The 11,917-nt window shown below is 69.6% G+C and carries 17 protein-coding genes; 6 read left to right on the forward strand and 11 right to left on the reverse strand.

What is annotated here, in order from left to right; all coding sequences use genetic code 11:
- Position 1: 1 nt before the first annotated feature.
- Both DVK03_RS06240 and DVK03_RS06245 read right to left on the reverse strand, forming a co-directional pair.
- The gene (locus tag DVK03_RS06240) at positions 2 to 1,063 is read right to left on the reverse strand and encodes an iron transporter (RefSeq protein WP_115802470.1); all 1,062 of its coding nucleotides are present in this window, start codon (positions 1,061 to 1,063) and stop codon (positions 2 to 4) included.
- A complete protein-coding gene (locus tag DVK03_RS06245) occupies positions 1,060 to 1,731 on the reverse strand; it encodes an SCO family protein (protein WP_115802471.1) in 672 nt (223 codons plus the stop codon). The genes DVK03_RS06240 and DVK03_RS06245 overlap by 4 nt, the downstream gene beginning before the upstream one ends.
- A gap of 145 nt (positions 1,732 to 1,876) precedes the next feature.
- On the opposite strand from DVK03_RS06245, the gene DVK03_RS06250 reads away from it, so the two are divergent.
- The gene (locus DVK03_RS06250) at positions 1,877 to 3,175 is read left to right on the forward strand and encodes a twin-arginine translocation signal domain-containing protein (RefSeq protein WP_115802472.1); all 1,299 of its coding nucleotides are present in this window, start codon (positions 1,877 to 1,879) and stop codon (positions 3,173 to 3,175) included.
- Positions 3,176 to 3,214: 39 nt separating this feature from the next.
- Here the strand turns inward: DVK03_RS06250 and DVK03_RS06255 are convergent, their stop codons facing one another.
- The 3 genes from DVK03_RS06255 to DVK03_RS06265 all read right to left on the reverse strand — a co-directional run bounded on the left by DVK03_RS06255 (position 3,215) and on the right by DVK03_RS06265 (position 5,328).
- Complete coding sequence (locus tag DVK03_RS06255) at positions 3,215 to 3,907, reverse strand: cytochrome c biogenesis CcdA family protein (protein ID WP_004063692.1); 693 nt, start codon at positions 3,905 to 3,907, stop codon at positions 3,215 to 3,217.
- Positions 3,907 to 4,497, reverse strand: a complete 591-nt coding sequence (locus DVK03_RS06260; protein ID WP_115802473.1) for a TlpA disulfide reductase family protein — start codon at positions 4,495 to 4,497, stop codon at positions 3,907 to 3,909. The genes DVK03_RS06255 and DVK03_RS06260 overlap by 1 nt, the downstream gene beginning before the upstream one ends.
- Positions 4,498 to 4,644: 147 nt before the next feature.
- Positions 4,645 to 5,328 carry a DsbA family protein gene (locus tag DVK03_RS06265; RefSeq protein ID WP_115802474.1) on the reverse strand — a complete coding sequence of 228 codons (684 nt, stop codon included), beginning with the start codon at positions 5,326 to 5,328 and terminating at the stop codon, positions 4,645 to 4,647.
- A gap of 183 nt (positions 5,329 to 5,511) precedes the next feature.
- On the opposite strand from DVK03_RS06265, the gene DVK03_RS06270 reads away from it, so the two are divergent.
- On the forward strand, positions 5,512 to 5,934 hold the full coding sequence (locus DVK03_RS06270) for a 2Fe-2S iron-sulfur cluster-binding protein (protein WP_115802475.1): 423 nt from the start codon (positions 5,512 to 5,514) through the stop codon (positions 5,932 to 5,934).
- A 13-nt stretch (positions 5,935 to 5,947) separates the two neighbouring features.
- On the opposite strand, the gene DVK03_RS06275 is transcribed toward DVK03_RS06270, so the two are convergent.
- Positions 5,948 to 6,526 (reverse strand): NUDIX hydrolase, encoded by a 579-nt coding sequence (locus tag DVK03_RS06275; protein WP_004063685.1) that lies wholly within the window; start codon positions 6,524 to 6,526, stop codon positions 5,948 to 5,950.
- A gap of 163 nt (positions 6,527 to 6,689) precedes the next feature.
- Here DVK03_RS06275 and DVK03_RS06280 point away from each other — a divergent pair, with 163 nt between their 5' ends.
- A complete protein-coding gene (locus tag DVK03_RS06280; protein WP_004043693.1) occupies positions 6,690 to 6,899 on the forward strand; it encodes a hypothetical protein in 210 nt (69 codons plus the stop codon).
- Positions 6,900 to 6,935: 36 nt separating this feature from the next.
- The gene (locus tag DVK03_RS06285; protein WP_004063682.1) at positions 6,936 to 7,364 is read left to right on the forward strand and encodes an RNA-binding protein; all 429 of its coding nucleotides are present in this window, start codon (positions 6,936 to 6,938) and stop codon (positions 7,362 to 7,364) included.
- Positions 7,365 to 7,406: 42 nt separating this feature from the next.
- On the opposite strand, the gene DVK03_RS06290 is transcribed toward DVK03_RS06285, so the two are convergent.
- The gene (locus DVK03_RS06290; RefSeq protein WP_115802476.1) at positions 7,407 to 7,970 is read right to left on the reverse strand and encodes a thioredoxin family protein; all 564 of its coding nucleotides are present in this window, start codon (positions 7,968 to 7,970) and stop codon (positions 7,407 to 7,409) included.
- An 81-nt stretch (positions 7,971 to 8,051) separates the two neighbouring features.
- Positions 8,052 to 8,477: an EamA family transporter gene (locus tag DVK03_RS06295; RefSeq protein WP_115802477.1), complete on the reverse strand. Its 426-nt coding sequence runs from the start codon at positions 8,475 to 8,477 to the stop codon at positions 8,052 to 8,054.
- A gap of 197 nt (positions 8,478 to 8,674) precedes the next feature.
- Between DVK03_RS06295 and DVK03_RS06300 the strand changes: the two genes are divergently transcribed.
- Positions 8,675 to 8,872: a hypothetical protein gene (locus DVK03_RS06300; RefSeq protein WP_004063678.1), complete on the forward strand. Its 198-nt coding sequence runs from the start codon at positions 8,675 to 8,677 to the stop codon at positions 8,870 to 8,872.
- A gap of 36 nt (positions 8,873 to 8,908) precedes the next feature.
- Here DVK03_RS06300 and DVK03_RS06305 read toward each other — a convergent pair whose 3' ends face one another.
- Positions 8,909 to 9,355, reverse strand: a complete 447-nt coding sequence (locus DVK03_RS06305) for an ester cyclase (RefSeq protein WP_115802478.1) — start codon at positions 9,353 to 9,355, stop codon at positions 8,909 to 8,911.
- Between the two features lie 150 nt (positions 9,356 to 9,505).
- Here DVK03_RS06305 and DVK03_RS20010 point away from each other — a divergent pair, with 150 nt between their 5' ends.
- Positions 9,506 to 9,658 carry a hypothetical protein gene (locus tag DVK03_RS20010; protein WP_188148263.1) on the forward strand — a complete coding sequence of 51 codons (153 nt, stop codon included), beginning with the start codon at positions 9,506 to 9,508 and terminating at the stop codon, positions 9,656 to 9,658.
- Between the two features lie 41 nt (positions 9,659 to 9,699).
- Here the strand turns inward: DVK03_RS20010 and DVK03_RS06310 are convergent, their stop codons facing one another.
- Together DVK03_RS06310 and DVK03_RS06315 are read right to left on the reverse strand one after the other, a co-directional pair.
- Complete coding sequence (locus DVK03_RS06310; protein ID WP_115802479.1) at positions 9,700 to 10,938, reverse strand: MFS transporter; 1,239 nt, start codon at positions 10,936 to 10,938, stop codon at positions 9,700 to 9,702.
- Between the two features lie 82 nt (positions 10,939 to 11,020).
- Complete coding sequence (locus DVK03_RS06315) at positions 11,021 to 11,911, reverse strand: DUF58 domain-containing protein (protein WP_115802480.1); 891 nt, start codon at positions 11,909 to 11,911, stop codon at positions 11,021 to 11,023.
- Positions 11,912 to 11,917: the final 6 nt, after the last annotated feature.

An 11,917-nucleotide genomic window follows, 5' to 3' on the forward strand; every position in this document is an offset into this window, starting at 1 on the left:
GTTACCCGAGGCGGACGGGGTCGAATTCGAGGAAGGCCGTCTCGTACCCCTCGTGGCGGGCGACCTGCGGCGGCACGTCCACCGCGAGGTCCGCGGTCGCGTCGTCGCCGGCGAGCCCCGGAACCGACGCGCCGTAGTGGAAGCCGAGGTCGGCGTCGAGGCCGGGTTCGAGGCGGCCGTCGAAGCGGGTCGACCCGCCGGATTCGACGGTCGCGGTGAGGCCCAGCCGCGGGACGAGAAGGCGGTTGTAGGGCGTCAGCGGGAAGACGGCGAGGTACGGGTCGTCGCCGAAGCGGTCGGCGTCGAGGGCGGTACCGACGAGTCGGAGGCTCCCAGTCGTCGCGCCCCCCAGCGCCGTCCCCGGAAGCGTCTCGGGGCCGCGGCCGAGCGGAAGCCCGTCCATCTCCATCGGCCTGACCGCGCCGGGGTCGCCCTGCTGGTCGTCGAGCATCGTGTACGGGATGTCGTCGCGGTCGCCGGCGCTGTACTCGAAGTCGAGCGTCGCGCTCGCGGGGGAGCCGAACCGGCCGACGAGGTCACCGAAGAGGCGCAGCGAGGGCGCGCCCACGTCCACCGTCACCTCGTAGGTGCCGTCGCCGTCGAGACCGAAGTTCGAGCCGTAGTGAAAGCCCATCCGCTGGGAGAGCATCGCGTAGACGACCTCCTCGCTCACGAGGTCGCCGTCGCGGGCGATTTCGAGAGAGAGGCCCGTGTCGGGGACGACGACGCCCGTCTCGGGGTCCCAGACGGTCGCCATGAGATGCACGTCGTCGCCGGCCTCGACCGACATCTTCGACGTGCCGAAGCCGTCGCCCTCGTCGGCCATCACCCAAAAGCGGTGGGGGTAGCTGTAAAAGACGCCCACGCGGAGGTCGCCGGCGTCCGCGCTCCCGACCATGCGCATCCCCTCGGTGTGGGTCGGGACGTACACCTCGTCCGGGCGGTTCGAGACGACCGGCGGCTCGTTCGACGTGTAGAGCCGACCGAGTTCGGCGAGACAGCCGGAGAGACCCGCGGCCGCGACGGCTCCGCTCGCCGCGAGGAACCGACGCCGACTCGTCATGCCTCCCGGAGCGCGGTGAGGTCGTCGATGAGCGACTGTTCGTCCGGCTGGTTACCGCGGTAGGTCCGCTCGACGTAGCCGTCGCCGTTGACCAGCGAGATGAGCCCGAGGTGGGTGAACATGTAGTTGCCCTCGTCGTCCGGCTCGTTTTTCTCGAAGAAGACGCCGAACTGGTCTTCGACGACCGACTTCGCCTCGGCCTCGTCGGCGGGCCGGAGGAACTGCCAGTTGCCCGCGTCCATGTCGACGTTCATCTGGTCGGCCTCCGCGCGGAAGGCGTCGGCGTCGTCGCGGGCGGGGTCGAACGTGATGGGGTAGAACGACACCTCGTCGGCGTAGCCCTCGCTGACCGAGTGAATCTGGACCTCGCGGAGCGCGCTGATGAGCACCGGACAGACGGTCATGCAGTTGGTGAAAAAGTACGTGTGGAAGTGCGGCACGTCGATGTCGCGCACCGACACCTCGCTCCCCGCGATGGGGTCGGTGAGCGTCACGTCGGGGACCTGCTGGCCCCACGCCGGATACGGGAGGTCCTCGCTGGACACGTCGTTCTCGCGGTCCGGCTTCGACAGCGACACGTTCGGGTTGGCGTCGCTCCCGCCGAGACAGCCCGCAAGCCCGACGGCCGCGCCCGCCCCGGCGGCGCGGAGATACGTTCGTCGTTTCATTACCCTCGCTAGCGCCCCGGCACTCAAATGCCGTTTGGTGTGCGTTTCGAACGGTAGCGCGCGTGTTCTCGTCCCGCACGCCGGAGGCGAAATCTTCGACGCACACACCAGAACGGACTTCCCCGCGAGGTCCCTAGCCGGGCGTATGTTCGACGGGTCTCCGTCCCGCCGGGAGTTCCTGAAGGCCGCGGTCGCCGCCGGCGGCGCGGCGGCGCTCTCCGCCTGCCTCGACAGGGCACCGGACGACCCCGTTCCGGCGGGGACCGACGCGTTCGAGGCGCTCCCGAGCCGGCAGCACGCGTGGAACGAGTTCTGTCGGGGAGACGACCACGGCAACGTCGAGATGCCCCGCCATCAGGTGCTCCTCTATCTCGACCTCGACGGCGAGGGACCGCCCGACGAGGCCGCCCGCGCGACCGTCGAGAACGCCTTCCGCGTCCTCGACCGCGCCTACGAGCGGAGCCACGAGGGCGTCATCTGGTCGGTCGCCTACTCGCCGCGGTACTTCGACCGCTTCGACGACCCGCTTCCCGACAGCGTGGACCTGCCCGAACCGCGGGCGCTGTCGCCGTTCGAGACGCCCGACTTCGACCGGCAGGACGCGCTCGTCCACCTCGCGTCCGACCGCGCCGACGCGGTTCTCGAAGCCGAACAAGCCCTCCTCGGCGAGGCGGACGAGGCCAACGGCGTCGCCGTCGACGCCGACCTCTCGGGCGTCTTTTCGGTCGCGTCCCGGCGGACGGGCTTCGTCGGGGCCGGACTCCCCGCCGAGCACCAGTCCGACCTGAACGGCATCCCCGACGGGAACCCCGTCCCCGAGGCGTCGCCGCTGTTCATGGGGTTCAAAGCGGGATTCGCAGGGAATCAGGCCACAGAAGAGTACGTCACCATCGACGAGGGGCCGTTCGCGGGCGCGACCACGAAGCACGTGGCGAACATCCGCCAGCGCCTCTCGGACTGGTACGACGAGGAAGACCGCTACCACCGGGTCATGAAGCTGTTTTCGCCCGCGCACGCCGAACAGAATCTCGTCGACGGCGTCGGCGACAACCTCGGCGACGACAGCGGTATCGACGCGATGCTCGACCGCCTCCGCGACGACGCCTTCGAGTTCGGCCACGTCGGCCACGCCCAGAAGGCCGCCCGCGCCAACCGCGACGAGGAGGGCAACGTCAGACTCCTCCGCAGACACTTCGAGTCGGCCGACGACGGCGTGGCGAGCCTGCACTTCCCGTCGCTCCAGCGCGGTATCTCGGCGTTCGAGGAGGTCCGCGAGGCGATGAACGGCACCGACCTGACCGACGTGCCGACCGTCCGCCAGCGCGTCAACAACGGGATTTTAGAGTACATCTTCGTCAAGCGCCGCGGCAACTTCCTCGTGCCGCCGCGGGAGATCCGCGCGTTGCCGACGCCGACCGGCGAGGTGCCGGGACTAGCCGACTGAATCGAGCGCTTCCGCTTACGTGTCCGGTCGGCCGCGCCCTCAGACGTGTCCCAAGAACGACAGCGCCAGCCAAATCTGCCAGAGGCCGGCCAGCACCATCACGACCGCGGCGGCTTTCTGGACCGAGCCAACGTAGCCAGACAGCGACCGGATTCGGTCGCCGCCGAGCGCGGCCGCGACGGTGACGACCGAAAGCGGGAGCGCCGCGGCGGCGGCGTAAGCCCCCAGCGAGACGACCGCCTGCGCGGTCGGGAGCGCGAGCGATTGCGTGACGACGCCGAGGAAAATCGGGACGACGCAGCCGGCCGCCGCGAGGCCGTACACCCCGCCGAAGACGGCGAAACCGGTCACGGACGACCGGTACTCCGGGAGGACGACGTGGAGGCTCGGCGCGCGCCCGGTGAACATGAGGACGCCGAAGCCGACGAGCGCCGCGCCGACGAGCGGTTCGAGGAGCGCGAGGTGCGAAGCGATACGGCCGCCGACGACCGCGAGCGCGCTCCCGATAGCGCCGAGGACGACCAGCGCGGCGAGCGAGGCGACCGCCCCGCGGACGACCGCGCCGCCGAGGTCGGCCTCCTCGCTGGAGAGGTAGTAGCCGACGTAGCCCGGGAGAAGCGGGTAGGCGCAGGGCGCGAAGAAGGTGGCGACGCCGGCGCTGACGGCGAACGCGAGCGTGCCGGCGAAGGCGGAATCGAACCCCAGCGCGGGGCCGAGACCGAACCCGGGCATCAGGCGACGTCCTCGACGGCCGCGCGGAGATTCTCCTCGCTGGCGAGTCCGCGGTGGGTCCACGTCGCCTCGCCGTCGGCGTCGAAGACGACGAGATACGGGAGGCCGTTCGCGCGGACCGCGCGCATCAGGCTACTGTCGGGGTCGTGGCCGACCGTCCAGTTCCCGTCGTGTTCGGCCCACCAGTCGCGGATGTCGTCCATCGTGAGGCCGCCGCCGAGGCGCTCGTTCGTCACCGAGACGAACGCCACGTCGTCACCGAACTCCTCGTGGAGCGTCCGCAGCGACTCCATCTGGGCGACGCAGGGCGCACACCACGTCGCGAAGAGGTCGAGGACGGTCGGCGCGCCCTCGGCGGGGATTCGAACCCCGCCGGCCGACGACCCCTGCGCGTCGACGGTGTCGACGACGAGCGGGAGGTCGCCGGAACCGGACCCCGACGACGCGGTGGCGGAGGCGGGGTCGGCGGCGTCGCTCGTCGTCTCGGCGGCGTCGCCCGCTTCGGCGGGTGCGGACCCGTCGCCGAGACAGCCCGCGAGGCTGGCGACGCCCGCGCCCGCGAGCAGCGAGAGGAGGGCGCGTCGTCTCACCGGGCGTCACCTCGTCGGGGTCGGGAGCACGGTCGCGTCGTGTGCATACTCGTGGCTAGTGAATCCCGTCGTAAAGCGTCGCTGGTGTCGTGCGCGAATCCCGCGCGAGAGGTGGTGTGGACGTCGAACCACGCGACTCGCGTCCGATTACCGGGCGTTCTCGACGGCGCGCTGGAGGTCGGACCATCGCGGCGCGACCTGCTCGCCGTCGACGAGAACCGTCGGCGTCCCCTGGAAGCCGCGCTCGTCGACGGCCTCGGTCCGCTCGGCGTCGACGAGCGGGCGGTAGCGTTCGCGCGAGGCCGCCGCGGCGACCGAACAGCCGTCGAGGTCGGCGTCGTCGGCGAGCGACTGGAGCGTCGACAGCGACCCCTCGGCGTCGCCGCCGCCGAACTCCGATTGGTTCTCGTAGAGCGTGTGGGCGAAGTCGAAGAAGGTCTCGTCGTCGGCCTCGTCCTGGACGGCGCGGGCCGCCGAGGCCCCCTTCCACGACCACCATTCGTCCACCGGAATCGGGAAGTCGTGGTGGCGGTAGCGGACGATTCCCTCCGAGACGTACTCGGACCGGAGCTGCGGGGCGACGTCGACCGCGAACGTCGCGCAGTGAGGGCAGGCGAAGTCCTCCCAGACGTCGACGACGACGCTCGCGTCCTCGGACCCGATGACGGGCGTGGGGAGCGAACTGACCGTGTCGCGTTCGGGGACCTCACAACCGATGGCGGCGACGGCGTCGTTTCCGGACCCGCCGCTTCCGCCGCCGAGGCACCCGGCGGTGCCCAGCGTCAACGCACCCGCCGTGGCGGCGAGGTACGCGCGTCGTGTGTTGCGCATGGTCGGGGTCGGGGACGGACGAACTTAGATTCTCCGAGGCGAATCGCGGGGTTTCGGAGGGCGTTGCCGCTTTTCGTGGTTCGATTCGGGAACGCGGAACTCCGGCGACTCACGGCCGACGACCGCGATTTCAGTCGTCTCACAAACGACACTGATTAAGCCTCCTGTGGCGTCACCCAACACGTGCCAACCGTCCACTTCCGCGGCCGGGAAATCGAGTGCGACCGCGGGGACGTCCTCCGCGACGTGCTCCGCGCGGCCGGCGAATCGCCGCACAACGGCCACTCGTCGTGGTTCAACTGCCGCGGCGGCGGCTCCTGCGGCACCTGCGCCGTCGGGGTTCGCGGTCCCGTGACCTACCGGACGAAAAAGGAGCGCCGCCGGCTCCGATTCCCCCCGCACGACCCCGACTCGGGTCTCCGACTCGCGTGCCAGACGGTCGTCCTCGGCGACCTCCGGGTGGAGAAGTACCCCGGATTCTGGGGCCAACACGTCGACGACGCGGAGAGCGACGCGGACGAAGCCGGCGACGCCGGCGACGCGGAGGGCGCGCAGGACACGGGGGACACACCGGACACCCGAGAACGGCGCGAAGCGACCGACTGAGCCGGCGGGTCGGTCAGTCGCCGGCGACGTGGTCGTACCACGACAGCAGGTCGTCGCGGTCGCGGGTGTCCGCCGGGAGCTCCGAGACGCGGAACCACCGCGCGGCCGAGATTTCTTCGTCGGGGTCGTTCACGCTGAGTTCCGCGGCCCCGTCGACGCGGGCGCGGTAGACGGGCATCACGCCCCACGTCTGGTGGCCGTCGCAGCGGATGTCGATTCGGGTGGCCATCGCGAGGCCGCCGTAGTCGGCGGTGATACCGGCCTCTTCAGCGAGTTCGCGCCGGGCGGCCTCGGTGAAGCCCTCGTCGTCGCTGTCGACGCCGCCGCCGGGGAGGACCCAGAGGTCGACGCCCTCGTGGCGGACGAGCAGTATCTCGTCGTCGCGGCGGCGGACGACGGTGTGGACGCCGTAGGGCGTCCCCGTGGACTTCACGCGGGAGGCGAGCGTGCGGAACCGCGGGCGGGAGACGCGGCGGGTGTGAACCGGTTCGAGGTAGTCGGCGTCGGCGTGGTTCCGGCGCAGGCGGTGGTACGCCTGCTCGGCGCGCTGTCGCGCCTCGTCCGCGAGGAACCACAGGTCGTCGACCGTCATCGGCGCGCGGCCGGCGGTCGATGTGCGAGCGGGCGACTCGGCATACCGCACGGTTCGGCGCGGCTCCACAAATCGGCTTCGACACGCGTCGTCGCGAGCGGCGGAGCCGGCGACTTCGCGTCCAATCATCGCCCTTTTATCCGGTGACGCGGAACCTGTGGGTATGAGCTTCGAGAAAGACGACAAGGTCGTCCTGAACGACAAGCACAGCGAGTTCGACGGCGAGACCGGCACGGTCACGCAGGTCATCGAGAGCATGTTCGGCGAGCCGACCTACACCATCAGCTTCGACGAGGGCCAGGAGGTCGGCATCGCGCAGGACCAGCTCGAAGCCGCCGACGGCGACGACGCGGACGAAGCCGACGAAGAGTAAGCGACCGACGACCGACCGACGCCTCTCAGACCCACCATGCCACGCGTTCCGTTCCACTACATCGACCTCCGAACGTTCTGCTACGAGACGGAAGACGAAAAACGGGTCGAGGAGGCGCTTCGGACGTTCCTCCCCGACGAGTTCGACGTCGACCGCGTCGAGAGCACCGGCCACCACGGCGACCGCATCATCGTCTTCTCCGCGCGCGTCGAGCGCGCCAACGACGTGCGGCACGTCCTCGACAAGATACGCGACCTCCCCGACTTCGAGACGCTCCTCGACGAACTCGACCAGCGCGTCACGGACAACACGGAGTTCTTCCTGCGGCTGGACAAACAGGCCGCGTTCAAGGGCGAGGCCCGCCGCGGCGGGGGGCTCACCCTCCGCGCGAAAGTCGAGGCCTACCCGGCGAAGAAGGAAGCCGCGGTGGAGAACGCCCGCGACGCCCTCCTCGGCGACGAGTAGGGTCGTCCGCGAGCCGGTCGAATCGCTTCCGATTTCGCTGTGTTACTCGTCTTTCCACTTGATGGAACAGCCCTGCGAGGGGTACTCCTCGACGGGGATGTCGTCGCCGGCGAGCAGCGCCTCGACGGCCGTCCGCATCTCGTAGTCGGACACCTCGTCGTCGGGGCTCATCGCGTCGTCGATGCGGGAGTGGAACGCGAGTTCGAAGCCGTCGCCGGTGTTCTCGAAGAGGAACGGGTCGGGCGTGCAGACCGCGCCGTACTCCGCGGCGACCGTCTGCGACTCGTCGCGGAGGTAGGCGGTGTACCCAATCGTGCCGTCCGCGACGAGTTCCTGCATTCGTTCGAAGGAGTCCTCGGGGCGGTCCTCGGCGTCGTTGGGGTTGATGCCGACGACCGCGAGGTCGTCGTAGGCGCTGGCGAGGTGGTTCAGCTCCTCGAACTTCGCCTTCGCGTACGGACAGTGGTTGCAGGTGAAGACGACGAGGAGCGCGTCGTAGTCAGCGAACGACGAGAGGGAGTACGTCTCGCCGTCGGTGCCGGGGAGTTCGAAGTCGGGGGCGGCGTCGCCGCGTTCGAGTTCGGAGTCGGATTCGAGCAGTACCATGTCGCCACGTTGGCCCGCGAACATGAAAAGCGGTTGGCCCGCGGCAGTTCCGCGTCGCCTTCGGCGGCTCCGAGACGCCCCTCAGTCGATGGAGACGAGGGCGATTGCGAGGACCGCGAAGCCGATGCCGGCCACCTTGCGAACCGTCAGCGGTTCGCCGAGCGCGACGATGCCGACGACCGACGAAATCGCGAGGAACATCCCGAAGATGGGAGCGACGATAGAGACGGGGCCGAGCGCCAGCGCCCGGTAGTACGAGAGGATGCCGACCGCGAGGCAGGCACCGGCGGCGAGAACGTAGGGAAGTTTCGGGCTGATGACCGAGTCCGTGACGCTCTGCCCGGAGACGACGATGACCCCGACGGTTCCCACGACGAGCACGCCGTTAGCGACCAGTGCGGCCACGTCGCTCGGGATTTTGGCCTGGCCGGTCGTCGCCACTTTCATCAGCGGCGCGACGAGCGAGTAGGCCCCGAGCGCGACGACCGCCCACGAGAGATAGTTCACGGGTAGAACGCCGCCCCGAGTCGTGTATAGGGTTACGATTCGACCGCAAGCCGACGGGAGTGAACCGCGATAACACGGTGACGGCCCGATATCACTCGATTTAGAATCGAGTATGTATTCTCCCCGGAGATAGACAAATGAGACTAGATAGCGCCATCGACCAAATTTTTATCAAGTATTATCGCGTATTGGTGCGTATGTCTCAGGAAGTACAACCCTCGGTCATCGCGCACACGTGGGACGACCCGACTCGGTGTCCGTTCTGCCTCGACGAACTGGAGAGCGAAGGAGAGGGGTTCATGGACCACCTCGAAGAGAGCCCCATCTGTCAACAGGGGTTCGGCATGTGGCGCGATGCGGTCGCCGACGACGTCCGCGGCGAGTGGTCCGGATAGCGACCAAAAACGGTTGTTTTTCGCGACTCGGCCGGTTCACTCGGGCGCGACGCCGAGCTGTGACAGCATGGACATGCTGTCGGTGCTGTTCCACTCCTCGACGCACAGTCCACCCTCGTAGCGCGCTTCCACGATGCCCCACGTGTCCATCTTGCGGTGGGTCGCCGGGATGTCGCCGCGAGCGCTCCGGAGCGTCCCGTCGTGGGTGCCGGTCAGCCGATACCGACCGTAGACGCGGTCGTCCCGCGCCGTCACGTCGAACAGTTCCACGTGGAAGTCGGAGAAGGCGTCGTGGTACCGCCGCGCCCACTCTTCGACCGCGTCGGTCCCGATGATGCCGTCGGGGTCAGAGAAGGCGTGGACCTCGACCAGCGGGTCGTACTCCTCTCTGATGACCTCGTAGTCGCGTTTGTTCCACAGTTCGTCCGCCACGCGCATGAACGAGTCTCGGTGCTGTTGTTCTCGCTCGGATGTTGCTGCCATTTCCACCACCGTCCGGAGAGACGGCCGACAGCGGCTTAGTTATGGATTCTTGCTCTCACGAACGTCGCCGGGGAAGGGAATGACGACCCGACCACCGGCGAGTTCGAAGCGTCAATGAGATTATGGGCTCGGCGTCAGAACCCCCGTCGTATGACGACTCGCGTCTCCCCGATTGCGGTGTTCGTTCCGGGACTCGTCTTCGGCGGTGCCGGCTTCGCGTTTCTGGGGCCGTTCGGTGCCGGCTTCGGCGCGGTCGTCGGCATCGCGCTCGGGGTGCTCGTGGGACGAGGAGAGGAGTACTGAGCGCGACGCCCGGGGGACCGCCGCGCACGAACGCGCCGCTCTCAGTCGCTCGGGGTCGCCTGCGGCCGTCGCGCCGACCCGTCGACCCGGCCGAGGAGCCACCGGGTCAGCCCGAACGACAGCAGGCCGAGGACGGCGACGACGCCGAAGGTGACGCGCACGCCGGCGAGGTCGATGAGCGCCCCGAACGCCGGGGGCGCGACGGCCCCGCCGAGCGAGATGCCGACGGTGACGACGGCGAAGTTCTTCCCGAGGTCGGCGCGCTCCGAGAGGCGGTCCGCGAGCGTCGAGCGCGCGGGCCGGGAGACGCTGATGGTCCCGCTGAAGGGGAGAATCGACGCGACGAGCGCGAGCGGGAGCGACCCGGTCGCAAGGAGCGCCGCCAGCCCGGCGAGCGCGGCGTACCCGCCGAGGGCGACGGTGCCGGGGCCGATCCGGTCGGTGAGCGCGCCGCCGACGAGAATCGTCCCCGCGCCGACGACGAGCATCGCCGAGACGAGGAGGTTCGCCGTCCCCGGCGCGAGGCCGTAGCCGGCAGTGAGCAACTGCGGCGAGTACGTCCGGATGCACCACGCGGCCGCCGAAGTGAGAAACGAGAGGAGCGCGAGCCCCATCAGCCCCGACGACGAGAGGAGTTCCGACGCGCCCCGCCGAATCCCCGCGAGCGTGGGGCGCGACGACGGGCGGTCCTCCGCCGCCGGTTTCCGGATTCGCTCGGGGAAGCCGCGGGCGACCGGGAGCGCGACGAGCGCGAACGCCGCGCCGAAGACGGCGATGCCCGCGACGGTCCAGCGCCAGCCGAACCCGAGCGCGCCGACGCCGGCGGCGATGGCGTACGAGACGGCGAAGCCGAGCGACCCGCCGAGGGCGTGCAGCGAGTACGCCCGCCCGCGGTTCGTCTCCGAGGAGGCGGTCGCCAAAAGCGGGTAGTGCGCGGGGTGGTGGCCCGCGATGCCGACGCCGAGGAGCGCCTGTGATGCGAGGAGCCACGGGTACGAGGGCGCGAGCGCGGTCGCGACGATGCCAGCCGCGCCGAACCCGAGCGAGATGGCGAGGACGAGCGTCCGGCTTCGCGCGTCGGAGAGGTAGCCGAAGGGGAGTTGCAGGAGCGTCACGACGCCGCCTTGGACGCCGATGGCGAGGCCGACGGCGGCGATACTCACGCCGAAGTCGTCGGCGACGAGGTCGATGACGGGCGCGAGCGCGACCAGATAGGCGTGGTTGACGACGTGCGAGCCGGCGACGAGACCGACCACGCGGCGCTCCTGTGTCTCCGTCACACCGGTCAATGGGGGGTGATTCGTGAAAAGCCCGCGGTCCGCGGCGACGGTGGTCCGGCGCGTGGGTCAGCTGTCACCGCGGTCAGCCGCCACCGCGCCGTTCCCCGCCGAGTCGCGCGCCGAGCCAGAGGTCGGCGAACGTGTCGAAGAACTCCGCGCCGGTGTCGACGAGTTCGCGCTCGATGCCGAGCGCCTGACACCGCTCGTCGACCGCCGCGAGGTGGCGCTGGAGCCGGTCTGTGTACTGCCGCGCCGCCGACCCGCCGAAGTAGGTCCGGCGCGTCGCCTCGGACTCGGGGTCCTCGAAGATGGCGTCGCCCGTCGCCTCGGGGTCGAGTTCGTCCGGGGTGAGCACCTGCGCGACGAGCACGTCGTTTCGCGCGAGCGCGGCGAGGCCGGAAGCCACATCGTCGGGGTCGAAAAGCAGGTCGCTCACGACGACCACGAGCGACCGCGAGTGGATGGTCTCGGCGTACGTCGACAGCGCGGCCGTGATGTCGCCGTCGCCCCCGGGCGTCGTCTCGTTGAGCCGTTCGACCAGTCGGAGCACCTCGCCGCGGCTCGACGCGTCGGTGTCGATGCGGTCGGGCAAATCTCCGAGGAGCGAAAACCGGAAGTCGTTGTTCTCCTCGGCCGTGAGGTGGCAGAAGCCGAGGCCGAGCTTCGCGCCGTACTCGAACTTGTTCGCGTCGGCCTCGCCGAAGTCCATCGAGGCCGAGGCGTCGAGGAGGACGTGGACCGTCAGGTTCCGCTCGGCCTCGAACCGCTTGATGAACAGCTCCTCGGTCCGGGCGTACACCTTCCAGTCGATGAGCCGCGGGTCGTCGCCGGCGGCGTACCGGCGGTGGTCGCTGAACGTGAGCCCCTCGCCCACGTCCGGCGACTCCTGTTCGCCCTGCCGCTGGGCGTTCGAGACGCGCTTCAGCGAGGTGTCGAAGCGGTCGAGTTCGTCGAGGAAGCCGGGGTCTATCATCGCTCG

It is taken from the genome of Haloferax sp. Atlit-109R (assembly GCF_003665865.1).
GTDB classification, from domain to species: domain Archaea; phylum Halobacteriota; class Halobacteria; order Halobacteriales; family Haloferacaceae; genus Haloferax; species Haloferax volcanii.